Annotated in this window: 26 protein-coding genes and 1 tRNA gene; 13 read left to right on the top strand and 14 right to left on the bottom strand. The window is 64.2% G+C overall.

What is annotated here, in order from left to right:
- Both NJ75_RS04715 and NJ75_RS04710 read left to right on the top strand, forming a co-directional pair.
- On the top strand, nt 1–408 hold a 408-nt coding region (locus NJ75_RS04715), incomplete at its 5' end, for a murein hydrolase activator EnvC family protein (RefSeq protein ID WP_039331989.1).
- Nucleotides 409–413: 5 nt separating this feature from the next.
- Complete coding sequence (locus NJ75_RS04710; RefSeq protein WP_039331881.1) at nt 414–1,463, top strand: potassium channel family protein; 1,050 nt, start codon at nt 414–416, stop codon at nt 1,461–1,463.
- Here the strand turns inward: NJ75_RS04710 and NJ75_RS04705 are convergent.
- Nucleotides 1,450–1,881 carry a DUF1761 domain-containing protein gene (locus NJ75_RS04705; protein WP_236727055.1) on the bottom strand — a complete coding sequence of 144 codons (432 nt, stop codon included), beginning with the start codon at nt 1,879–1,881 and terminating at the stop codon, nt 1,450–1,452. The genes NJ75_RS04710 and NJ75_RS04705 overlap by 14 nt on opposite strands.
- 87 nt (nt 1,882–1,968) lie before the next feature.
- Between NJ75_RS04705 and rimO the strand changes: the two genes are divergently transcribed.
- Entirely contained in the window at nt 1,969–3,375 is a 1,407-nt protein-coding gene (rimO, locus tag NJ75_RS04700) for a 30S ribosomal protein S12 methylthiotransferase RimO (protein ID WP_039331879.1), read from the top strand.
- 2 nt (nt 3,376–3,377) lie between these two features.
- Here rimO and NJ75_RS04695 read toward each other — a convergent pair whose 3' ends face one another.
- From NJ75_RS04695 to NJ75_RS04685, 3 genes are all read right to left on the bottom strand, one after another.
- Nucleotides 3,378–4,655 (bottom strand): HD-GYP domain-containing protein, encoded by a 1,278-nt coding sequence (locus tag NJ75_RS04695; RefSeq protein WP_039331878.1) that lies wholly within the window; start codon nt 4,653–4,655, stop codon nt 3,378–3,380.
- Between the two features lie 142 nt (nt 4,656–4,797).
- The gene (locus tag NJ75_RS04690; protein WP_052241993.1) at nt 4,798–6,417 is read right to left on the bottom strand and encodes a M20/M25/M40 family metallo-hydrolase; all 1,620 of its coding nucleotides are present in this window, start codon (nt 6,415–6,417) and stop codon (nt 4,798–4,800) included.
- Between the two features lie 75 nt (nt 6,418–6,492).
- Nucleotides 6,493–7,515: an SAM-dependent methyltransferase gene (locus NJ75_RS04685; protein ID WP_039331986.1), complete on the bottom strand. Its 1,023-nt coding sequence runs from the start codon at nt 7,513–7,515 to the stop codon at nt 6,493–6,495.
- 123 nt (nt 7,516–7,638) lie between these two features.
- Here NJ75_RS04685 and NJ75_RS04680 point away from each other — a divergent pair, with 123 nt between their 5' ends.
- Nucleotides 7,639–8,970 (top strand): NAD(P)/FAD-dependent oxidoreductase, encoded by a 1,332-nt coding sequence (locus NJ75_RS04680; protein ID WP_039331876.1) that lies wholly within the window; start codon nt 7,639–7,641, stop codon nt 8,968–8,970.
- Entirely contained in the window at nt 8,970–9,728 is a 759-nt protein-coding gene (locus tag NJ75_RS04675) for a DUF1365 domain-containing protein (RefSeq protein ID WP_039331874.1), read from the top strand. The genes NJ75_RS04680 and NJ75_RS04675 overlap by 1 nt, the downstream gene beginning before the upstream one ends.
- Nucleotides 9,729–9,741: 13 nt before the next feature.
- Here the strand turns inward: NJ75_RS04675 and NJ75_RS04670 are convergent, their stop codons facing one another.
- From NJ75_RS04670 to NJ75_RS04660, 3 genes are all read right to left on the bottom strand, one after another.
- Nucleotides 9,742–10,740: an inorganic phosphate transporter gene (locus NJ75_RS04670; RefSeq protein ID WP_039331872.1), complete on the bottom strand. Its 999-nt coding sequence runs from the start codon at nt 10,738–10,740 to the stop codon at nt 9,742–9,744.
- Between the two features lie 24 nt (nt 10,741–10,764).
- Nucleotides 10,765–11,412 carry a DUF47 domain-containing protein gene (locus NJ75_RS04665; RefSeq protein ID WP_039331869.1) on the bottom strand — a complete coding sequence of 216 codons (648 nt, stop codon included), beginning with the start codon at nt 11,410–11,412 and terminating at the stop codon, nt 10,765–10,767.
- A 116-nt stretch (nt 11,413–11,528) separates the two neighbouring features.
- Nucleotides 11,529–12,503 carry a magnesium and cobalt transport protein CorA gene (locus NJ75_RS04660; RefSeq protein ID WP_039331984.1) on the bottom strand — a complete coding sequence of 325 codons (975 nt, stop codon included), beginning with the start codon at nt 12,501–12,503 and terminating at the stop codon, nt 11,529–11,531.
- An 88-nt stretch (nt 12,504–12,591) separates the two neighbouring features.
- Here NJ75_RS04660 and NJ75_RS04655 point away from each other — a divergent pair, with 88 nt between their 5' ends.
- The 7 genes from NJ75_RS04655 (at nt 12,592) to NJ75_RS04625 (ending at nt 19,195) form a co-directional block, all read left to right on the top strand.
- Nucleotides 12,592–14,115, top strand: coding sequence for a flavin-containing monooxygenase (locus NJ75_RS04655; protein WP_039331867.1), 1,524 nt, complete (start codon nt 12,592–12,594; stop codon nt 14,113–14,115).
- Nucleotides 14,116–14,155: 40 nt separating this feature from the next.
- Nucleotides 14,156–14,917 (top strand): competence/damage-inducible protein A, encoded by a 762-nt coding sequence (locus NJ75_RS04650; RefSeq protein WP_039331865.1) that lies wholly within the window; start codon nt 14,156–14,158, stop codon nt 14,915–14,917.
- A 4-nt stretch (nt 14,918–14,921) separates the two neighbouring features.
- Nucleotides 14,922–15,626 (top strand): peptidylprolyl isomerase, encoded by a 705-nt coding sequence (locus NJ75_RS04645; RefSeq protein ID WP_039331863.1) that lies wholly within the window; start codon nt 14,922–14,924, stop codon nt 15,624–15,626.
- A gap of 4 nt (nt 15,627–15,630) precedes the next feature.
- Nucleotides 15,631–16,155: a hypothetical protein gene (locus NJ75_RS04640; RefSeq protein ID WP_169804118.1), complete on the top strand. Its 525-nt coding sequence runs from the start codon at nt 15,631–15,633 to the stop codon at nt 16,153–16,155.
- A 73-nt stretch (nt 16,156–16,228) separates the two neighbouring features.
- Nucleotides 16,229–17,719, top strand: a complete 1,491-nt coding sequence (locus NJ75_RS04635) for a sensor histidine kinase (protein ID WP_039331859.1) — start codon at nt 16,229–16,231, stop codon at nt 17,717–17,719.
- On the top strand, nt 17,712–18,158 hold the full coding sequence (locus NJ75_RS04630) for a response regulator (protein ID WP_039331857.1): 447 nt from the start codon (nt 17,712–17,714) through the stop codon (nt 18,156–18,158). The genes NJ75_RS04635 and NJ75_RS04630 overlap by 8 nt, the downstream gene beginning before the upstream one ends.
- On the top strand, nt 18,155–19,195 hold the full coding sequence (locus NJ75_RS04625; RefSeq protein ID WP_082013260.1) for a sensor histidine kinase: 1,041 nt from the start codon (nt 18,155–18,157) through the stop codon (nt 19,193–19,195). Before NJ75_RS04630 ends, NJ75_RS04625 begins: the two co-directional genes overlap by 4 nt.
- Here NJ75_RS04625 and NJ75_RS04620 read toward each other — a convergent pair.
- The 6 genes from NJ75_RS04620 to NJ75_RS04595 form a co-directional block, all read right to left on the bottom strand.
- Nucleotides 19,170–19,358: a hypothetical protein gene (locus tag NJ75_RS04620; RefSeq protein ID WP_039331855.1), complete on the bottom strand. Its 189-nt coding sequence runs from the start codon at nt 19,356–19,358 to the stop codon at nt 19,170–19,172. The two genes, NJ75_RS04625 and NJ75_RS04620, sit on opposite strands and share 26 nt — an antisense overlap.
- Before the next feature lie 119 nt (nt 19,359–19,477).
- The gene (rplA, locus tag NJ75_RS04615; protein WP_039331853.1) at nt 19,478–20,179 is read right to left on the bottom strand and encodes a 50S ribosomal protein L1; all 702 of its coding nucleotides are present in this window, start codon (nt 20,177–20,179) and stop codon (nt 19,478–19,480) included.
- 4 nt (nt 20,180–20,183) lie between these two features.
- On the bottom strand, nt 20,184–20,615 hold the full coding sequence (gene rplK, locus NJ75_RS04610; protein ID WP_039331852.1) for a 50S ribosomal protein L11: 432 nt from the start codon (nt 20,613–20,615) through the stop codon (nt 20,184–20,186).
- Nucleotides 20,616–20,777: 162 nt separating this feature from the next.
- Nucleotides 20,778–21,317, bottom strand: a complete 540-nt coding sequence (gene nusG / locus NJ75_RS04605) for a transcription termination/antitermination protein NusG (RefSeq protein WP_039331850.1) — start codon at nt 21,315–21,317, stop codon at nt 20,778–20,780.
- 26 nt (nt 21,318–21,343) lie between these two features.
- Nucleotides 21,344–21,538, bottom strand: a complete 195-nt coding sequence (gene secE / locus NJ75_RS04600; protein ID WP_039331848.1) for a preprotein translocase subunit SecE — start codon at nt 21,536–21,538, stop codon at nt 21,344–21,346.
- Between the two features lie 128 nt (nt 21,539–21,666).
- Nucleotides 21,667–21,846, bottom strand: coding sequence for a hypothetical protein (locus tag NJ75_RS04595; RefSeq protein ID WP_039331846.1), 180 nt, complete (start codon nt 21,844–21,846; stop codon nt 21,667–21,669).
- Between NJ75_RS04595 and NJ75_RS04590 the strand changes: the two genes are divergently transcribed.
- Nucleotides 21,845–22,402 carry a hypothetical protein gene (locus NJ75_RS04590; RefSeq protein ID WP_039331844.1) on the top strand — a complete coding sequence of 186 codons (558 nt, stop codon included), beginning with the start codon at nt 21,845–21,847 and terminating at the stop codon, nt 22,400–22,402. The two genes, NJ75_RS04595 and NJ75_RS04590, sit on opposite strands and share 2 nt — an antisense overlap.
- A 324-nt stretch (nt 22,403–22,726) precedes the next feature.
- Here NJ75_RS04590 and NJ75_RS04585 read toward each other — a convergent pair.
- Nucleotides 22,727–22,802: transfer RNA gene (locus NJ75_RS04585), tRNA-Trp, on the bottom strand.
- Nucleotides 22,803–22,841 lie beyond the last annotated feature (39 nt).

Below are 22,841 nucleotides of genomic sequence, written 5' to 3'. Positions count from 1 at the left end.
CCATTGGCCCCGCGTGAATCCGACGCGCCGAAGATCGGCTGGCCCACGGAAGGCGCCGTTGTCAGTCATTTCCGCGAAAAGGTGGCAGGCATTCCCTCGAACGGAATAGACCTGATTGCCCACCCCGGACAAAAGGTGCGAGCGGCGGCGGCAGGCACCGTGCTTTACGCCGGCAAGGAACCCGAACGCTTCGGGCAGCTGATCCTGATCGATCACGGCGGCGGCTTCGTCACCGCCTATGCCTATCTCGGCATGATGACGGTGAAGGAAGGGCAGACGGTGACCAAGGGCGAGCGCATCGCGCTGGTCGGGCAGAGCGGCGAGGCACAGCGGCCGACGGTCCATTTCGAGCTGCGCCGCAACAACGTGCCGCGCGATCCGGAACTCTACCTGCCGCCGCGGTTGTAACGCCCATGGACCTCCACCTTCTCCGCCCGGGAAAGCGCAAACCGGTGAACGTGCTGCGGCGAACGCTGAAGGTTTCGGTATGGGCGGACCTCGGGCTGCGGCTGGGCGCCGCATTTGCCTTGGTGGCTATCGTGGTGGCGGTCCACTGGATCGACCGGTCGGGGCTGAAGGACAGCCATGACGGGTCTATCAGTTTCCTCGACGTGGTCTATTTCACGATGATCTCGATCACGACGACCGGCTTTGGCGACATCGCCCCCGTGAGCGACCGTTCGCGGTTGATCGAGGCGGTCATCGTCACGCCGATCCGGGTGGCGGTGATCTTCATCTTCGTGGGCACGGCCTACAATTTCATCATCAAGCGCACCTGGGAGCGGTTTCGCATGGCGCAGATCCAGAAGAACCTGACCGACCATATCGTGGTGCTGGGCTTTGGCGTTTCGGGGGCAGAAGCCGTGGCCGAACTGGTCGCGCGGGGCACCGATCCGGGCTGCATCGTGGTGATCGATCCCTCGGAAAGCGCGCTGGCAGCCGCAGCCAACATCGGCTGCAATGTCATGGCTGGCGATGCCACGCGCGATGCAACGCTGGTCGACGTGCGGATCGACCGGGCCTGCGCCATCCTGGTTTCGGCCGGACGCGACGACACCTCGATCCTCATCACCCTTACCGCGCGGCATCTGGCGCCCGGCGTGCCGATCAGCACCGTGGTGCGCGCGGCCGACAACGAGGACCTGGCCCGGCAGGCTGGCGCCAGCACGGTCATCAACCCGGTGCGCTTTACCGGGCTGCTGATGGCCGGGTCCGCCCATGGCAAGCACGTCGCCGAATACCTGACCGATCTCGCCTCGGTCGAAGGCCGGGTGCAGCTGGTGGAGCGCAAGGTGAGGCCCGAGGAAGTCGGTCGTCCGCTGGCGGCACTGGCCAGCGGCGGGCGGGGATTGAGGATCTATCGGCGCGGAACGGCAATCGGCTTCTGGGAAGCCGCCGCCGATCGGCTTGAGGAAGGTGACGAGATCGTCGAGATCGCGCCTACCCCTGCTATTGCCCCATGAGCATGAACGCGAGGCCCATCGAGAGATAGGCGGCGAGCCAGAATCCGCCGTCAATCAGGGCCAGCCGGGTGCTGATGCGCTGTTGGCTGTAGCTGATCCACAGCGATGGAACGACGAAGGCGATGGCGAGGCCGCCCGACATCATGAAGTAGAGCCACCACTTCACGTCGAGCGTAGCCGCGCCGACGCGGGCGAACATGTGGCCCATCATGCTGGCGGAAATGAACAGCAGGGCAGCGGTGATCGCGGCGGTACGGGCAGGCGAGCGGCGGATGCCGAGCTTGCCGGGGCCAACCTCCTCCAGCCGGGCACGGCCGAACAGCGGGCCATACCAAAGGGTTGACGCACCAAGCGCAAAAAGCGTTGCAACAACGACGGCTATCCAGTTGACCGGGCCCATCTTTTCCTTCTTTGCCAAGCCCCCGTTGCGACCAACTGCTACGCCTGACAAACGCGGAAGGCAACGCCAAGCGGGGCAATGGTGACGTGGCGTGCTTTTTAGCCTATGGGCCGCGCCACGATGGCAAGCCAGATTCCCCCTCTCGAAATTCCCGAAGCCCCCAAGGTCGGCATGGTCAGCCTGGGCTGTCCCAAGGCGCTGGTCGATTCCGAGCGCATTCTCACGCGCCTGCGCGCCGACGGCTATGCGATGAGCGCCGATTATGCGGGCGCGGACGTGGTGCTGGTCAACACCTGCGGCTTCCTCGATTCCGCAAAGGAAGAGAGCCTTTCCGCAATCGGCGAGGCCATTGCCGAAAACGGCCGGGTGATCGTTACCGGATGCATGGGCAACGAGGCCGACGTGATCCGCGCCAAGTTTCCGCAGGTGCTGGCGGTGACGGGTGCGCACCAGTACGAGGCGGTAGTCGAAGCGGTGCACGAAGCCGCCCCGCCGAGCATGGGCCCGTACATCGACCTTATTCCGCAGGCCGAGCCAGGCGACGTGAAACTGACGCCGCGCCACTATGGCTATCTCAAGATTTCCGAGGGCTGCAACCACGCCTGCGCGTTCTGCATCATTCCAAGCTTGCGCGGAAAGCTCGCCAGCCGCCGCATCGACGCGGTGCTGCGCGAGGCCGAAAAGCTGGTGGCAGCGGGCACGAAGGAATTGCTGGTGATCAGCCAGGACACCTCGGCCTATGGCGTGGACGTGCGGCATGAAGAGCGCATGTGGAAGGGCGAGCCGGTTCGCACGCACATGACCGACCTCGCCCGTGAACTGGGCAAGCTGCGCACGCCGGAAGGCGAAACGCCGTGGGTGCGGCTGCACTACGTCTATCCCTACCCCCACGTCGATGCGGTGATCCCGCTGATGGCGGAAGGGCTGGTGACGCCCTATCTCGACATCCCGTTCCAGCACGCCAGCCCCAACGTGCTGCGCAGCATGAAGCGCCCGGCCAACGAGGCCAAGGTGCTCGACCGCATCAAGGCTTGGCGGGAAATCTGCCCGGACATCGCCATCCGCTCGAGCTTCGTCGTCGGCTTCCCCGGCGAGACCGAAGCCGACTTCGAGTACCTGCTGGAGTGGCTGGAAGAAGCGCAGCTTGATCGCGTGGGCGGCTTCCGGTTTGAGCCGGTGGCCGGTGCGGCTGCGAACGACCTGCCGAACCCGGTGCCCGAGGAGATCAAGGAAGAGCGCTATCGGCGGCTTATGGAAACCACCGAGCGCATCAGCGCTGCCAAGCTGGCAGCCAAGATCGGCAGGACGATCAAGGTTATCGTCGATGAAGTGGGCGAGCCTGACGAAGATGGCGACATCGGCGCGACCGCACGATCACAGGCCGATGCGCCCGAGATCGACGGTGCGGTCTATCTGCGCAACGTGCCAGCCACGCTCAAGGCGGGCGATTTTGCGCAGGTGCTGGTCGAGGATGCCGACGCCCACGACCTCTACGGCGTGATCGTGGAATAGGATCAGGCCGCTTCCTTGCAGGCAGCGGCCAGCAGGCTTTCGCGCAGGGCGCCGATATCCGGCAGATCGAGGTCGGCAAGGTCGGCGATGCCTTCGATGGCATCGTCGCCGTAGCAATGGGCAAGTGCGATCGTCTCGCCCTTGAGCCGCTTGGCCAGAGGCAGGGACCAGAAGGTGCGGACGACCGGGAGCGCGGTGTCGGCAGGGTCCTCGTCGACCACCATGGCCAGGCGCTGTGACCGCAGGCGCACGAAGGAGCCGATCGGGTAGACACCGACGGTTTCGACGAAGCGTTCGAGGATGCCGGGATCGAACGTGCTTGGCTGTTCGCGCAGCCTGCGGATAGCGTCGGCCGGATCAAGCTGCTCGGCACCCGAAATCAGCGTGTCATAGGTATCGCAGATTGCGGCCATGCGGCTGAGGGCTTCGATTGCCGCGCCGCTCAGACCTTGCGGATAGCCGCTGCCGTCGAGCCTTTCGTGATGGTGCAGGATCACCCGCAGCACCGGCTCGGGAATGTCGCCTGCCGCCTTGAGGAAGGTGTAACCAAGCACGACGTGCTGTTCGCGTAGGTCGGGGCGAAGCAGCGAATAGTCCCCGCCGACCGACGCGAGGTCGACCGGGAGCTGCCCTACGCCAACGTCCATCAGCAGGCCTGCCATGCCCGCGTCGCGGATGTCGACGGGCGAGAATTTCATATGGCGGGCCAGCGCGATCATCAGGGCGCTGACGGCAAGCGAATGGCGGTAGACCGGCTCGTTGTCGTTCTGGCAGCGCAGCAGGCCGTTGAAGGCGTAGAGATTGCGCTGGACCGAGGCATAGACGGCATCGAGCACGGGTTCGATATCGTGCACCTTGATCGCCTTGCCCAGCCTGACCTCGATGAAGGCCTTGCTCACCACGCGCAGGGCATCGCCGGCAGCACGCTTGGCCCGCCCGAATTCACGCGCCATGGGCATGGCTGCAGGTGCCCGACCGAAACCCGGCCCGGGCCGCTGGGGCACGGGTTCGATGGCAGGGCGCATGGACTTGGCGGTCATGCCGGCGTTACGCGGGCCCGAGACGATATGCGGTGCTGCAACAGGTTCGTCTGCCACGGCCTTGCCGCGGGTCGTATCGATGATTACGCCGTCCACCTCGCTTTCGCGCAGGCGGTCGAGCATGTCGGGATCATCGAGCAGGAACTTCCGCTTCCAGAAGGGATGGCTGAACCAGCTTCCTTCCAGCTTGTGGATGAACATGCCGAGTTGGACTTCGTCCGTGGATATGCGCTTGAGCATGGCCCGCCTGCTTGAATGACGGGCACTAACCTAGGTTATAGCGGGTGTGCCTTTTCCAGCCGGAAAACTCCGTGGAAATGCGTAAGGCCTGCGCTCCTTCCGTTAGCCGTGGCGGCCAAGGGAAGGAGCGGGTCTGATCGTGTTACTGGTTGGGGTCCTGCACCTTGAACGGATCGGTGGCGTCGGGCTTTGTCGGCAAGGGCGAGCGGGGCAATTCCTTGTCGCTCATTGCGGCCTGCAACAGCATGCCGGCAAGGATCACCGAGGCCTGGCGCATGTCATCGGCGCGCATGTGATCGAGCGTGTCGACGCTCGAGTGGTGGACGCGGCTGTCGTAGTCGAGCGGGTCCTGGATGAACTGGTAGCCGGGCAGGCCGATCGCCTGAAGATAGACGTGATCGGTGCCGCCAGTCTTGCTCATCACCACCTTGTCCGCGCCGAGCGAATTGAAGGGCGCCAGCCATTCGCGCAGGATCGGCGCGGCAGCCACATTGCCTTCGGCATAGATGCCGCGGAACTTGCCCGAGCCGTTGTCCATGTTGAAATAGGCCTTGAGATCGGCATAGCCGGCCTTGGGCGTGATCGGATAGGCGTTGCGCCATGCCGAATAGCTGTCGATCCCCTTGAGCGTGGGATCCACCGGCCGCGTCGCCAGGTGCCGCTCGATATAGGCCTTGGACCCGAGCAGCCCCTGCTCTTCCCCGCTCCACAATGCGAAGCGGATGGTGCGCTTCGGCCGGACACCCATCCTGGAAAGGAGGCGCGCGGCTTCGATCACGGCAACACTGCCCGCACCGTTGTCGGAAGCGCCATCGCCAGCGATCCAGCTGTCGAAGTGGGCACCGGCCATGACGTAACCTGCCTTGGGATCGGTGCCGGGGATTTCAGCGATGACGTTGTCGGCCATGAGGTCCTTGTCATCGAAGCTGGCGTCGATCGACAGGGAGAGCTGCGGGGCAGCGCCAGTCTTCTCAAGGCGGACGAGGCGGCGGTAGTCTTCCTGCGCCATGTCCATCGCCGGCACAGCGAGCGTTTCGCCGGGGATGAAATCATAGCCTTCGCCGTGGACCAGCTTGCCGTCGCGGTAGGTCATCTTGACCATCGCCAGCGCGCCTTCGGCCTTGAGGAATTCGGAAAGCTTGCGGGCAAAGCCGCGACGCGCGACCTGCATGGCCAGACCTTCGGGATCGTGGCGCGGGAGGCTGTACTTGTCGAGCTTGCCGATATCCTCGCCCGAGAGGCGTTCGAACATCGGATCCTTGGATTCGCTGCTCTCGCCCGGCAGGCTGACGAGGACGATCTTGCCGGCGAGCTTGCCCTTCCAGGCTTCGAAATTCTCCACCTTGCTCATCGGCGCGACCACGACCGGAGCGGTGATCGTGCCATTCGTGGCGGGCGACCACGCTACCGGCAGAACAGTGAGCGGCAGGCTGCGCGGGCTGGTCATCGTGGCGGAATAGGACTTGAGGTTCCAGCCAAGACCGAACTCGAACGGTTCGCGGTGAATGTTCTTGAGGCCGTAGGACGCGAACTTTGCCGCAGCCCAGTCTTCGGCCTTGCGGTGGTTTTCCGAGTTTGTGAGGCGCGGGCCGATCCGGTCCATCAGTTCCGAGGCGGTTTCCATCGCGTCGGAGCGGTTAAGGCCTTCGTCAAGCAATTGGGCGATCAGCCTGTCCTCGGCAGGTCCGGCAAAGACAGGAGCAGCGGTGGCGCAAAGCGCAATGGCGGCGACGCCGGTGGCGACGCGCGAGCGGACGGTCATGTCTGGAAGGCTCCCTGAGCAAGTTTCTATCGCAACCAGTCTTGCCGCTGGAGCCGCGATTGCCAAGTGCCTTTTTTATACCGGCCTGAGCAGCCAGTGGCTGACGCCCCATTCCCTGCCGCCGCGATGACCGAACAATCCTGCGGTGGCGAGGTAGAACAGGCGCCACCGACGCATCCACAATGGCGTATCGCCGCCATAGACCTGACGTAGCACCGGCTCGATCTCGGCCGCCTTGGCATCGAACAGCGCAAGCCAGTGGCGCGCGGTCTTTTCGTAGTGCGTGCCATCCCACCACCATTCCCGCTCGAGCGCGAACAGATCGTCGAACTGGCCGATGAGCGCGTGGCTGGGCATGATGCCGCCGGTGAAGAAATACTGCGCGATCCAGCTGGACTTGTCGGCGGTGTCGAAGCGGTAGGGATACTGGCGATGGCTGAAGACGTGAAGGAACAGGCGACCATCGGGCCGGAGCCATGTCTTCACCCGGGCAAGCAGTTCGCGCCAGTTGGCCATGTGTTCGAACATCTCGACCGAGACGACGCGATCAAACTGCCCTTCCGGCGCAAAGGCATTCATGTCGGCAGTCAGCACGGTGAGGTTGCTGAGACCGCGCGCTGCGGCTTTTGCGCGGATATGTTCGCCCTGTGGCCGAGAATTCGAGACGGCGGTGATGCGAGCGTTGGGGAAGCGCGCGGCCATGGTGAGGCTGAGCGAACCCCAGCCGCAGCCGAGTTCGAGGATGTGCTGGCCATCTTCCAGCGCGGCATGTTCCATGGTGGCGGAAAGGGCCGCAAGTTCGGCCTGTTCGAGCGTCTCGTTGCCGGTGGGATAGAGACAGCAGGAATACTTGGCGTTCGGCCCAAGGCTCAATTCGAAGAAGCGCGGCGGCAGTTCGTAGTGCTGTTCGTTGGCGGCTTCGGTGTGTTCGGCAACGGGCCGCTGCGCCATCCACGCGGCGAAACGCGCATCGTCGGGCCGATCGCGATGGACCGCGCGGCGGCGCTTTTCGCACATGAAGGACACACCGGCGCGGGTCAGCGCATCGGGCAGCGGGGCGCGCTCTACGAGCGAGATCAGCGGGGCAAGGAGGCTCACGAAGAGCAACTAGCCACCGGGGTGTGACTTGTGTCAACCTGTCACCACGGGAACGGTCTATAACGGGAAACGGACGGGTAAGGTCGCGGCGGTTCGTATCGCGGTGCCTATGGGGGTCATGGTGTGATAACAGAGGGTAGTGCGCCGGGGGGCGCGCTCGATATTGCCGTGGTGGGGAGCGGGATCTCCGGCCTTTCGGCTGCGTGGCTGCTATCGCGGCGGCACCGCGTGACGCTGTTCGAGGCAGCGGACCGGCTGGGCGGGCACAGCAACACGGTCGACGCCGATGGTGTGCCGGTGGACACCGGGTTCATCGTCTACAACGAACGGACCTATCCCAACCTGACCGCGCTGTTTGCCCATCTTGGCGTGCCGACGCGCGAGACGGTGATGAGCTTTGCCGTGACGCTGGACCAAGGTCGGCTGGAATATTCGGGCGACTTGCGGGGGCTGTTCGCGCAGCGGCGGAACCTCGTGTCTCCGCGCTTCTGGTCGATGCTGCGCGACCTGGTGCGGTTCTACAAGGCGGCGCCGCGCGATCTGCCGGAGATGGGCGAGCTGGGGCTTGGCGCCTATCTTGACGGGCTGGGCTGTGGGCCGGCGTTCCGCGACGATCATCTCTATCCGATGGCAGCGGCGATCTGGTCCACCCCGGTGCACGATATCCCGCATCATCCCGCGGCGGCCTTCGTGCGCTTCTTCGAGAACCACGGGCTGTTGCAGTTCCGCGAGCGCCCCCGCTGGCGCACGGTGAATGGTGGGAGCCGCGAATACGTGAAGCGGATCAGCGCGCCGTTCATCAAGGGGGTGCGGCTGTCCTCGCCGGTGCGGCAGGTGCGGCGCCTGCCCAATGGCGTCGAGGTTGACACCGGGCGCGGTTGGGAGCGGTTCGATCACGTGGTTATGGCATCGCACGCGGATCAGTCGCTGGCGATGCTGGGCGATGCCGATGCCGAGGAGCGCCGTCTACTTGGCGCCTTTCCCTATCGCCATAACGAGGCCGTGCTCCATTCCGATCCGCGCCTGATGCCGCGGCGGCGCAAGGTGTGGTCAGCGTGGAACTATGCGGCGCAGCGGGGCGCGGAACAGCACCAGCTTTCAGTGACATACTGGATGAACCGCCTGCAGCATCTGCCGACCGACAAGGACCTGTTCGTCACGCTCAATCCGCTCGTCGAGCCGGACCCGGCGCTGGTAATCCGGCGCGAGGCCTATGATCACCCCGTGTTCGACGTGGCCGCCGACCTTGCGCAGAAGCATTTGTGGTCTTTGCAGGGGCGACGGCGGACCTGGTTCTGCGGAGCATGGTTCGGGGCAGGTTTCCACGAGGACGGGCTGCAATCGGGGCTGGCCGTGGCCGAGCAGCTGGGCGGGGTGCGCCGACCGTGGAACGTGGCTGAGGAATCCGGGCGCATCCATGTGACGCACCAGGCGCGCGTGCCGGAAATGGCGTGATGGACGACGGCGCACTGTACCTTGGGCATGTGCTGCACCGGCGGTTGCGGCCCTGCATCCACGTACTGCGCTATCGCGTGCTGCACATGGCGCTCGACATCGACCGGATCGACGACCTCGCCGTGCGGCTCAGACTGTTTTCGCGCGGGACGTTCAACCTGTTTTCCTTCCACGACCGCGATATCGGCGACGGCAGGGCGCTGCGTCCGCATGCGGATCGTTTGCTGCGCGAGGCCGGAATCGAACCGGACGGCGGCCGCATCGTGCTGCTGACGATGCCGCGCATTCTGGGATATGCGTTCAATCCGTTGAGCACCTGGTTCTGCCATGGTGCCGACGGGGCGTTGCGGGCAGTGATCTACGAAGTTTCGAACACCTTCGGCGAACGGCACAATTATGTGATCGCAGTGCGGCCCGGGGCAACGATCCTGCACCAGAGCGCGGCCAAGCGCTTCCACGTCTCCCCCTTCCTGCCGATGGATCTGGAATATGCCTTCCGCGTCGCTCCGCCGGGCGATCGTCTGACGATCGGTATCACCGTGGCCGACAGCAAAGGCCCGATCCTGGCGGCAGTCCACTCTGCGCGACGTGCAGAACTGACCGATGCGGCACTCCTGAGAGCAGCGCTGGGCTACCCTCTGGCAACTCTCAAGGTCACTTCAGGTATTCATTGGGAGGCGCTCAAGCTGTGGCTCAAGCGCGTGCCCCTGTTCCGCAAGCCTCCGCCGCCCGCGACAGCGATGACGGTGGGGCGATAGCGCCCCGAGCAGATCAGAACAGGCGCGTGAGCAGGTAGAAGGCGGCGCTGACGGTGGCGCTGGCCGGGATCGTGATGAACCAGGCCATGACCACGCGCTGCGCGACGCCCCAGCGCACTGCGCTGGCACGGCGGGCAGCGCCGGTGCCGATGACACTGCCGGTGATCGCATGGGTCGTCGAGACCGGAATGCCGAGCGCGCTCGCCCCGAACACGACGATCGACCCTGCCGAAGAGGCGCAGAAACCGGTGTGATGATTGAGACGGGTGATCTTGGTGCCCATCGTCTTGATGATCTTCCAGCCGCCCGACATCGTGCCGAGCGAGATGGCAGCGTAGCACGACAGCACGACCCATTCGGGAATGTGGAATTCACCCTTCAGGTAGCCGGTCGAGTAGAGCAGCACGGTAATGATGCCCATGGTCTTCTGCGCATCGTTGCCGCCATGGCTGATCGAATAGGCCGCCGAGGACAGCAGGTGCAGGCCCTTGAACACGCCTTCGGCGCGGCGCGGCTGGAAACCCTTGAACAGCCAGCTGGTGATGAGCACGAAGAACATGGCCAGCGCCATGCCTATCATCGGCGACATGAAGATGGCGACGAACGTCTCGATCGTCTTCTTGGATTCGATCGCATCAAACCCGCCGTGGATCACGCCCGCGCCCAGCAGCCCGCCGATCAGGGCATGGCTGGACGAGGAGGGAATGCCCTTGATCCAGGTGACGATGTTCCAGAACATCGCCCCGACCAGTGCGCCGAACACGACGGCAGGGGTTACGATATCCTTGTCGATGATGCCCTTGCCGATGGTATCGGCAACATGGAGACCGACCAGCCAGTAAGCACCGAAGTTCCCGGCGGCAGCAAAGATCACCGCCGCCACGGGCGAGAGCAGGCGCGTCGATACGACGGTGGCGATGGAATTGGCCGCATCGTGCAGGCCGTTGAGAAAGTCGAAGGCCAGCGCCAGCGCAATCAGGCCGACCAGCAGCGGAAAGGCGAGCTCGTGCATCGGATCAGCTCCTGTCCCGCGCCGTCAGGCGTGGTCGATGACCAGCGCGTCGATCTCGTTCGCGACGTCCTCGAAGGCGTCGGCGATCTTTTCGAGGTGCTTGAATATCTCGCGCGAGACGATGAACGCGATGTGATCGCCATCGGCGCGATGGCGTTCGAAGTTGGCCTTGAGGCCCGCCTGGTGAATCAGGTCGACCTCGCCCTCAAGCTTGACGATGCGTTCGGTCAACGCGTGAAGACGCCCGCCGTTGCGCTCGATATCGCGGAGCAGCGGCATGGCTTCGGCAATGAGGCCGACGGCTTCCACGATCTTGTCGGCCATGGCCTGCATCTCGGCCTCGAAGCCGACGACTTCATAAAGCTCGATGGCGGAAGCTGCGGCCTGCATCTCGTCGATGGTGTCATCCATGGCGCCGATCAGCGAAGTGATTGCCCCGCGATCAAACGGCGTCAGGAAGGTGCGGCGCACAGTGAACAGCACTTCGCGGATGACGTCGTCGGCAGCGTGTTCGCGATCGCGGATCCGGCCGACCCACTGCGCCGCATCGCCTTGGGCGCGCGTCAACCTGGCGAGCGCATCAGCCGCATCGACACAGGCGGCCGCATGGCGTTCGAACATGCCGAAGAAATCGCCCGACTTGGGCAGGAGACGCTGGAACCAGCCGAACATCGATAAGCTTCCCGAATTGCCGCACGCACCAGGGGAAACGACTCGTCTCCTCCTGTGCGCGCACTAGGGCAGTCATAGTGCGGTAACAATCCGAAAGCGCGCGATTGTCCACACGATCAGAGCCAGCCGATCCGCCTGAAGCGCAACCACAGGCCCCCGCAGACGGTGATGATGACCCCCCAAACCGCAAAGTAGCCATAATGCCACTTCAGCTCGGGCAGGTATTCGAAGTTCATGCCATAGATGCCGGCAATGGCGGTGGGCACGGCGAGGATGGCGGCCCAGGCAGCCAGCTGACGGGTCATCTCTCCCTGCCGGTGCTGTTCAAGCAGGCTGGCGGTTTCGACAATCGCCGCGAGCGTTTCCTTGAGCCCGCGCATCCGCGCCATCGCCCGGCGGACATGATCCAGCACGTCGCGGAACCAGATCCGCGCAGTGGGATCGATGCAGGGAAGATCAGCCACGACCAGGCGTTCGCAAACCTCCTCCATCGGACCGATCACCCTTTCGAAACGACGCAGCTGGCGGCGCAGACGAAAGATGCGGCGGATGACGGACTGCTCCGGAAACACGTCGATGGCCGCCTCTTCCATTTCCTGCGCGATCTCCTCGAGGCGTTCGAGCAGCGGCAGGTAGCCATCGACGATGAAATCGAGCACGGCATGGAGAATGTAATCCGGTCCTTCAGAAAGCCTGTCGCCTTGTGCCTCGATCTCGGCCCGCAGGGACAGGTGGGGCCGCGTGCTGCCGAAGCGCACGGTGATGAGGAAATGGGGGCCGACGAAGAATGCTGTCTGGCCATAGCCGATCTCCTCGCCCTCCCTCAGCTCGGCGGTGCGGGCGACGACGAACAGCGTCCGGCCATAGACCTCGACCTTGGGCAGCTGGCGGGGATTGAGGGCGTCCTCGACCGCGAGCGGATGCAGGCCATACTGGCGGCGCACGAGATCCATCTCGGCCACGTCAGGCTCGCACAGGCCGATCCAGTCAAAGGTGTGGGGCGCAAGGTCGGGTACGCACTCGCCGGTCAGTGCAAGGGCTTCATCGTGAGCGGTGCCATTGCTGTAGCGGCGGGCGGCGATAACGGTCATGCCGACATGAGTGGCAAAGTCGGGCGCCACTGGCAATCGCGCGCAAGTGTGCTAACATTGCTGTAAATAGAAGCGATGGAGAGAGACAGTGGGTGCAGAGCAGTCCACCTTTACGGCCAGCAAGGCGGATACTGACGTGCTGATCGTCGGGGCCGGAATCTCCGGTATCGGCATGGCAGCACACATGAAAATGCTCTGCCCCGACCGCTCGTTCGCCATAGTCGAGCGCCGGTCACAGATCGGAGGCACCTGGGACCTGTTCCGCTATCCCGGCGTGCGTTCCGATTCGGACATGCACACGCTGGGCTTCGTGTTCGAACCCTGGAAGCACGAGAAGTCGATTGCCGACGGGCCTTCCATCCTCGACTACCTCAACCGGATTGCCGACGAACGCGACATCCGCCGCCATATCCGCTTCGACAGCAAGGTGGTCAGCGCCGATTTTGACAGTGCCGCCGGTTATTGGGTGGTGACCCTTGAAGGCAAGGATGGGCAGCGCAGCCGGGTGACGGCGGGCTGGCTCTATCTCGGATCCGGCTATTACGATTACGACAAGCCTTACGAAGCACATTTCGACGGGCGCGAGGACTTCAAGGGTGAGATCGTCCACCCGCAGTTCTGGCCGGAGAACCTCGATTACACGGGCAAGCAGGTTGTAGTCATCGGATCGGGCGCGACCGCAGTGACGATCGTGCCGTCGATGGCCGACAAGGCCGCGCACGTCACGATGCTGCAACGCACGCCGACGTGGTACGTCACCCGGCCGGCCAAGGACGCGATCGCCAACTTCCTGCGCAAGTTCCTGCCGGAGGAGACCGCGTACCGGATCACCCGCTTCAAGAACGTCAAGCTGCAGAACCTGTTTTTCAAGCGGGCACGCACCCGGCCGGACAAGGTCGCCGCGTTCCTGACCAAGCGGCTGAAGTCCCTTCTGGGCGACAAATACGACGAAAAAGCCTTCACGCCGCCGTACAATCCGTGGGAGCAGCGACTGTGCCTGGTGCCCGACGCCGACCTGTTCGAGGCCATCAAGGCGGGCAAGGCCAGCGTCGTGACCGACCGGATCGAGCGCTTCGATGCGACCGGCATCCAGCTGCAATCCGGCAAGCATCTCGATGCCGACGTGATCGTGACAGCCACCGGCCTGAAGATGGTAATGGCCGGCAAGATCGCGATCAGCGTGGACGGCCTGCCGGTCGATTTCGCCGACCGCTATTACTACAAGGGCGCGATGTTCTCGAACGTGCCGAACCTGGCGGCGGTCTTTGGCTATCTCAACGCCTCTTGGACGCTGCGGGCCGACATCAACGCGCGCTACATCTGTGACGTGCTCAACGCGATGAAATCGCGCGGGATGGAAGTGGCCGTTCCGAAACTGGCGCCCAACCACCATCTGGACGAGGACAACATCTACGACTTCTCCTCGGGCTATATCGAACGGGCCCGCCATCTCCTGCCCAAGTCGGCAAGCGACATGCGCTGGCGACTGAACCAGGACTACGTGCGGGACGTGACGTGGATGCGCGATGACCCGATCGAGGATGGCGTGCTGCAGTTCAGCCATCCCCGCCCCGCAACCGCGCACAAGGCGCACATGGCGGCAGCGGAATAAGCGCTTTTGCGGGACGTCCCGTTGCGATACCACACCCGCGATGACTGACGAATCCCGCATCTGGACCGCCGCGCTGATTGTCGTGGGTGACGAAATCCTGTCCGGCCGCACGCAGGACAAGAACATCGCCCAGGTGGCGACCTGGCTTGGCGTCCAGGGCATACGCCTGCGCGAGGTGCGTGTCGTGCCAGACGACATGGTGGCCATCATCGAAGCGGTCAATGCCCTGCGCGCCCGCAACGACTACCTCTTCACCACCGGCGGCATCGGCCCCACGCACGACGACATCACGGTTGACGCAGTAGCGGCGGCGCTGGGCGTGGACGTAGTGATTCACCCCAAGGCCCGGGCGATTCTGGAAAGCTACTACGCCACGCGCGGTGGCCTGAATGATGCGCGCCTGCGCATGGCGCGCGTGCCGGCCGGCGCGGACCTGATCGAGAACCGCGTTTCCGGCGCCCCCGGCATCCGCATCGGCAACGTTTTCCTGATGGCAGGTGTGCCGGGCATAACCGCACAGATGCTCGATGGCCTGACCGGTCAACTCGAAGGTGGGTTGCCCTTGCTCTCGACAACAGTCGGCTGCTGGGTGGCAGAAAGCGAGATCGCCGACCTTCTGCGCGAGACGGAAAAGGCGTTCGATGGTGTGCAGATCGGCAGTTACCCGTTCTTCCGGGAAGGCAAGACCGGGGCGAATTTCGTGATCCGCTCGGTCAGTGACACGACGCTCAAGGCCTGCGCCCATGCGCTGGAAGAGGGGCTGGCCGCAATCGGCCGTTTCCCCGTTGCGGGGGGAATCTGAAGCCGTGCTGACCCGTCGCCTTGCCGTGCTGGCACCGATCGCCTTTGCCCTCGTTGCCGCCGCGCCGATAAAGAAGCGCGCGCCCGCGCCGCGCGCAGCAGCGCCAGCCTATCCCGCGCCGTCGACTGCTCCCCTGCCCGACACGGTCCGGGTGGCGCTGGAGACCGAGGCCGGGCGAATTGTCGTCGAGGTCGACGTCAAGCATGCGCCCGCGACAGCGACTAACTTCGTCCGATATGCCGAGACGAAGCGCCTTGATGGCACGGTCTTCTACCGCGCGATGCATCTCAACTGGGGCGAGCAGCCTAACGGTCTCATCCAGGCCGGAACGCGCGGCGACCCCAGGCGCAACCTGCCGCCTGTCGCGCATGAGCCGACAAACGTGACCGGCATCCTGCACAAGGCCGGCACGCTTTCGATGGCGCGCTATGCACCGGGCACGGCAACCGGCGACTTTTCGATCATGGTATCGGACCAGCCGGGCCTCGATGCCCAGCCGGACTCGACTGATCCCGAGGCCAAGGCAGGATATGCCGCGTTCGGTCAGGTTGTCGAAGGCATGGAAGTGGTCAAGGCCATCTTCGCTGCACCGATCTCGGAGACCGAGGGCGAAGGGATCATGCGGGGGCAGATCCTGGCAAAGCCGGTGAAGATTCTCTCGGCCCGGCGCGTGGCCGTTGCTGCGCCCAATGCTCCGCCCGCACCTTGATGGGATGCTGCTGGCACTGCTGCTGCCAGCGCTGGCGGGATGCTCCGCGACCCTGACCGATTTCGAGCGCACGCTTGCCGCCAATGACAGCGCGACGGCGGCGTTGGGCCAGTGGTGTGAAAGGCGGGGGCTTGCCCGGCCCCCGGTGATCCGGGCCATCTCCGATCCCGCCGCCGCACCGGTCTCCCTCGCAGTCCGCCAGAGCCTCGAGATTTCCGCCGACGAGCCGGTGGCATACCGCCATGTGCGATTGGTCTGCGGGAACCGCACGCTCTCGGTAGCGCACAACTGGTATGTCCCGTCACGCCTGACGCCCGAGATGAACCGCGCGCTGACCACGACCGACACGCCCTTCGGGAAAGTCGTTGCGCCGCTCCGCTTCCAGCGGGAGCGTCTGGCACAACGGCGCGGGGCGATGGAGCAGTGCCCGCAGGGGACAGTCCTTTCGCACCGGGCCCGGCTGCGCACGGCTGAGGGCCAAGTGATCAGCCTGGTCGCCGAGTGCTATACAACCGAAAACATCCGGTAACATTTCTTTACACAGAGCGGGAACGCAATGGCGGCTTGAGGATTTCCTGCGTCGACGGGAGTGCTACCTTACGATGCCGACGACGCCGACTTACGCTTTCTCGCGCGATGCGGGGAACAACCGGCTTATCCTGCTGCTGCTCGCGATCGGCTTCGCAGCCGTCGTCGCGGCGGTTGCCGCCGTGGTCATCGTGCAGCGGCAGGCCGAGCGCGATGCCTATTGGGTAGAGCACACGCTTGACGTGGAAGCGTCGCTAAATCGCTTCGTCCGCCACGCCGAGCGGACCGAGACAGCGCGGCGCGGGATCATCATCGCGCCGACCGAAACAAACTTCATCACGATTGCCGAGAAGGCCATCGCCGATGCCAGCAACGAGCTGACCACGCTTGAAACGCTGGTGAAGGACAACAGCTCCCAAGTCCGGTCGGTGGCTGGCCTTCGCAAGGCCTTTGACGGATACGCCGAACAGGCACGCACCACCGAGGCGGAGGCCAAGCTCGGCATTCTCAAGGTGGATTCGCTTGACCGCGACAGCACCGTTGCGGCCATTCGCCACATTCGCACTTATGCCGACGAGATGCTGGTGCGCGAGGACAAGCTCCTGCGCGAACGGAACCTCGCGCAGGACAGCACGCGCACCCTGCTTTCGGCCATGTTGGCGCTTTGTGCCGCCCTGGTCATCGGCGTGGCGATAGCCGCCATCCAGATCATCCGCCGCAACATCGCCGAAATCGACGGCAAGCGCCGCGAACTCCATTTGCTCAATCAGGAACTGGAAACGCTCGTCGACGAGCGCACGGCCGAATTGCAGCGCGCCAATGCCGAGATCCAGCGCTTCGCCTACATCGTCAGCCATGACCTGCGCTCGCCTCTGGTCAATGTCATGGGCTTTACCGCAGAGCTTGATGCAGCACGCAAGGTTATCGGCGAACACGTGCTGAAGGATGGCGAGGAAGTGCCGCAGCAGGTGCGTCTGGCGGTGGAGGAGGACCTGCCCGAATCCATCGGCTTCATCCGGTCGTCCACGCAGAAGATGGACCGCCTGATCAACGCGATCCTGCGCCTTTCGCGCGAGGGCCGCCGCACGCTCTCCCCGGCGCGCGTTGCCATTGCCGATGTGGTGCAATCCATTATCGAGTCCCTCCAGCACCGGATCGACGAAACCGAAACGCGCGTGGAACTGGGTGAACTGCCCGTAGTCGAGACCGACCGGCTGGCGATCGAACAGATCCTGTCGAACCTGATCGAGAATGCGCTGAAGTACCTGCAACCGGGCCGCCCCGGCGAGATTCGCATTGCGGGCAGCACATCCCACGGCCGCGCGATCATAACGGTGACGGACAACGGCCGTGGCATATCCGCCCGTGACCACGAACGCATCTTCGATCTCTTCCGCCGGTCGGGCATGCAGGACCAGCCGGGCGAAGGCATCGGGCTCGCCCACGTGCGCGCGCTGGCCTATCGCCTTGGAGGGCTCGTCGAAGTATCATCCGAGGAAGGACAGGGTTCGACCTTCACGGTCAGCCTGCCGCTCAAGTTTCAATCCGGAGTAGCCGATGCCTGATCAACTCGCCGTCAACATCGTCATGGTCGAGGATGACGAAGGCCATGCCCGTCTGATCGAGAAGAACATCCGGCGCGCCGGTATCTCGAACACCATCCATCATTTCACCGATGGCACCAGCGCGCTCGACTATCTGTGGAACGATCCGCACGGCCCGGCACACAACGGCCCGGCCCTTGTCCTGCTGGACCTCAACCTGCCGGACATGAGCGGGATCGACATCCTGTCCAAGATCAAGAGCGATCCGCATCTGCGGCGCACGCCGGTTGTGGTGCTCACCACGACCGACGACAAGGTGGAGATTCAGCGTTGCTACGACATGGGCTGCAACGTCTATATCACCAAGCCGGTCAACTACGAGAACTTCGCCGAGGCGATCCGCCAGCTCGGCCTGTTCCTCTCGGTCATCCAGGTGCCGGACGCCGAGGAGGCCCATTGAGCGCGGATCCCGTCCGCCTCCTTTATATCGACGACGATCCGGCCCTGCGCCGGCTGGTACAACGTCGCCTCGGCACGCTGGGCTTCGAGATCACGCTCGCGGCCGACGGGCACGAGGGCCTTGCCACGGCGCAGAGCGAAGAGTTCGACGTTATCGCGGTGGATCATCACATGCCGGGCATGGATGGCTTGCAGACGCTGGAGCGACTGCTCGCCCTGCCCTCCTGCCCTCCGGTCGTCTACGTCACCGGGGCCGATGATGGCCGTCTAGCCGCCGCCGCGCTGCGTGCCGGTGCCGAAGACTATGTCGTCAAGACGATCGGCGAGGACTTCATCGAGCTGCTGCGCTCGGCCTTCTCGCAATCGCTCGAAAGGGTACGCCTGCGCCGCGCCAAGGAACAGGCCGAGCGCGACCTGATTGCCAGCAACGAGCGGCTCGCCGCGCTCCTGCGCGAGGTCAACCATCGCGTGGCCAACAACCTGCAGATGACGATGAGCTTCATCAACATGCAGGCTTCGGTCCTGCCCGAAGGCGAGGCGCGCAACGCGCTGCTGGCCTCGCAACAGCGCATTGGCGCCATCGCGCACGTCAACCGCCACCTCTATGCTACCGGCAACGTCGAGAGCGTGGCGCTGGACGAATATCTCGCCAATCTCGCCCGCGATCTGACCGAGACCTGGACGTCGCCGCATGCGCCGCGCAATGTCGTGGCCAGGACCGAACCGATGGAATTGCAGACCGACAAGGCAGTCACCCTGGGCATCATCATCTGCGAGCTGGTGGCAAATGCCTGCAAGTACGCCTACGGTGCCGATTGCGCCGGCGAAGTGCGGATCATCCTGTCAACCGGCGCGGCCGGCCACGTTCGCCTGACCGTGGAAGATGATGGCGCAGGGTTTGGCGAGAACGCCGAAACCAAGGGTACCGGCCTTGGGCAGCGCCTGGTCAAGGCCATGGCGCGCGGACTTGGCGCCTCGATCTGCGCCCAGAGTGCCAACCCCGGCTTTCGGGTCAGCCTCGAGTTCGATCCGGGCTGACCGTCCAGTCGCCAACCGCGCCTTCCATGGCGGCATCGGCATAGGCTTCGAGTTCACGCCAGTGGCGGTCCCAGCCGGGCCCGCGCTTTTCGGGCGGAATGATCGCCTCCACCTGCAGGCGGGCGACGGTGACCGGGTTCTGGGCGATTTCGGGATCGGGCATCCGCCGCTCCTAGACGAGTGGCGCCGACAGAAAAAGGGCCGGAGAGGTATCCCTCCCCGGCCTTCTTTTTCTGGTGCATCAGCGCACGAGGTCCCCGCCTTCGCGGGGACGCAGCCTGATCAGCCGCCGTGAACCTGGGCAACGTCGATCTTCAGGCCCGGGCCCATCGACGAGGACAGGCCGACCTTGCGCAGGTACTTGCCCTTGGCGCCAGCAGGCTTCGCCTTGACGATCGCATCGACGAATGCGTCGAAGTTCGCGCGCAGCGCTTCGTCCGAGAACGAGAGCTTGCCGATGCCGCCGTGGATGATGCCGGCCTTTTCGACGCGGAATTCGATCTGACCGCTCTTGGCAGCCTTGACCGCATCAGCGACGTTCGGCGTGACGGTGCCGAGCTTCGGGTTCGGCATCAGGCCCTTGGGACCCAGCACCTTGCCGAGGCGGCCAACGATGCCCATCATGTCGGGCGTCGCGATCACCCGGCCATAGTCGAGGTTGCCGTTCTGCATGTCCTCGAGCAGGTCTTCGGCACCGACCTTGTCGGCACCGGCGGCCAGCGCGGCTTCAGCCTTGTCGCCACGGGCGAACACGGCAACCTTGACGTCCTTGCCGGTGCCCGAGGGCAGCGTGACCATGCCGCGGACCATCTGGTCGGCGTGGCGCGGATCGACGCCGAGGTTCAGCGAGACTTCAAGGCTCTCGTCGAACTTGGCGGACTTCAGGTCCTTGAGCAGCGCGATGGCTTCATCGACTGCGTAAAGCTTCTGGTTGTCGCCCAGCTTGGTGGCAAGGGCCTTCTGCTTCTTGGTCTGCTTGGCCATGGAATCAGCCCTCCACCACGGTGAGGCCCATCGCGCGAGCGGAGCCTTCGATGATCTTCGTTGCGGCGTCGATGTCGTTCGCGTTCAGGTCCTTCATCTTGGCCTGGGCGATTTCCGCCAGCTGCGAACGCTTGATCGAACCGGCCGAAGCCTTGCCCGGGGTCTTCGAACCCGACTTGATGCCAGCGGCCTTCTTGATGAAGAAGGTTGCGGGCGGGGTCTTGGTCACGAAGGTGAACGAGCGATCCGCATAGACCGTGATCACGGTCGGCAGCGGGGTGCCCTTTTCGACTTCCTGCGTGGCAGCGTTGAACTGCTTGCAGAATTCCATGATGTTGACGCCGCGCTGACCCAGCGCAGGACCGATCGGCGGAGCAGGCTTTGCTTCACCGGCTGCAACCTGCAGCTTGATATAGCCTTCAATCTTCTTGGCCACGATGGCCTCCTTTCTTCCTGTCGGCCCGCCCGATGGAGCGAAGCCTCAGAGTGAGCGGTCAAACGCTCCGAAACCGGAACTCCCGCACGGAATCACTGCCCTTTCAGGCAGCGAAGCGCGGGCCGATAAGGCTATCGGCCCGCAAATGCAAGCTCTGGTGCTTTAGCCGCGAACGAGTTCGACTTCCTCGAAGCCCAGTTCCACCGGCGTCGCACGCCCGAAGATCGAGACCGAGACCTTCACGCGGCTCTTGTCGAAGTCCAGTTCCTCGACCACGCCGTTGAACGAGGCAAAAGGCCCCGCGTTGACCTTGACCTGATCGCCGATCTCGTAATCGACCGAGACGTTCTTGCGCGGTTCGGCGGCGGCCTGCTCACGCGCACCGAAGTAACGGGCGGCTTCCTTGTCGGAAATCGGCTGCGGCTTGTTGTTGGTGCCGAGGAAGCCGGTCACCTTCGGGGTGTTCTTGACGAGGTGGTAGATGTCGTCGTTCATCGCCAGCTTGGCGAGCACGTAGCCCGGCATGAACTTGCGTTCGACCTGGACCTTCTTGCCGCGCTTTACCTCGGTGACCGTCTCAGTCGGCACTTCGACCGCTTCGACCAGCTGCGAAAGGCCGATACGCTCGGCTTCGGAGATGATCGCTTCCTTCACCTTGTTCTCGAAACCGGAATAGGCGTGAATGATGTACCAGCGGGCCATATCGTTTCTCTTGGTCCTTTAGGTGATCAGGCGAGCGAGAGCAGGAAGCGGACGACCGCGCTGAACAGCGAGTCGATGCCGAGGAAGAACACTGCGAGGATCAGCATCATGATGCCGACGAAGATCGCGGTGGTGGTGGTTTCCTGGCGGGTCGGCCAGACAACCTTGCGTGCTTCGGCCTTCACCTGATTGAAGAACTCGCCGGGGCTGGTCTTGGCCATTGCTCTGGTGCCTTGCTTGCTGCGGCCGGGGCCGCGTGGAATTTCGTTTCTTCCGGCTAGGGGTCATCGCCGCCCCGGACAAGTCCGGGAGGGGCTGGCGATTTTCCGATGTCGGAAGTTCCATTCATTTAGTCCGCGCCGGGCCGGTTGGCAAGGGTGGCAATGGGGCAGCCATGGAGGACAAACGGGATGGCCCGCTCCCTGCCCCCGGCAATCCGAGCCATCGGCAGGAACGCAGCGGACGGCGCACCGTTGAACGCCTGCACGAAAACGGGGGCGCGAAATGGGGCGAAAGGAACGAGAACCATGAAAAAGATCATTCTCCCGCTGGTGGCCCTTGCCATGGCCGGGACCGCGCAGGCCCAGAGCGGCCAGGCCAAGGCTGAAGGCTCCTCCAATGCCGGCGCGCAGGTTTCGACGGGCAATGGTGCAGTCAATGCCAATACCGGTGTGGGCGCCGAAGTGAGCACGTCCGCCACCGCGCAGCGCGACTCAGCCACCAAGGGCTTGGGTGGAGAGGTTTCCACTACAGCCCGTACCCGCAACGAGGCTCGCGCAGACACGCGGGCGGTGGACCGGGCAGAACGCAAGGCCACGGCGACGGCCGAGCGCACCAAGCGCAAAGCCGAAGCTACAGCGGAGCAAACCAGGCGCTCGGCCGAGAGGACGACTGGTCGGTTGCAGGATCGTACCACCGACACTCTCGATGACGTGGCAACGTCTGGCGCGGTCGATGCCGCAGTCTCCGGCCGTGGATCACTCGGTGGCAGCCTCGGTCAGACTGGAGCCGGCGCTGCCGGGTCGCTCCAGGGCGGCGTGACGGGAACCGCGGGCGGTGCGCTGGGCGGCCTTCATCGCAGGTAAGCACCAGCCTCAAACCGGCATGAAGAGGGCGGGCCGCAGACGGCTCGCCCTTTTTCGTGCCGGTTTCGTCGGCTCACCGGACTTTGACGCTGGCGTTGCGCAGTCGCGATGCTAGCATCCTGTCACTCTCAAGCGAACCAGACGCATGAGACGACTGGGGGCGGGCGCTTAAAGGCGTACCGCCTCTTTTTTGCCTGGGCATTGCGCCTAATTCGATTGCGTGACCATCGGCACGACGAATCCTGCGCAGCGGCAAAAAAGCTGCTGGCGGATTGCGCTGTCTTCAAGGTGATTCGCGGCGCCAAACCTCGCCTTGGTGGCGAGTGGCAGGAGTGGAGGGACTCGAACCCACGGCCCTCGGTTTTGGAGACCGATGCTCTACCAACTGAGCTACACTCCTGTGCTCTGAGCGGCCCCTTAAAGACTTGACGGCGGGAGC

It is taken from the genome of Novosphingobium subterraneum (assembly GCF_000807925.1).
GTDB lineage: Bacteria > Pseudomonadota > Alphaproteobacteria > Sphingomonadales > Sphingomonadaceae > Novosphingobium > Novosphingobium subterraneum.
The sequence above is the reverse complement of the archived record's forward strand: the minus strand, read 5'-3'. Positions and strand labels throughout refer to the sequence as shown.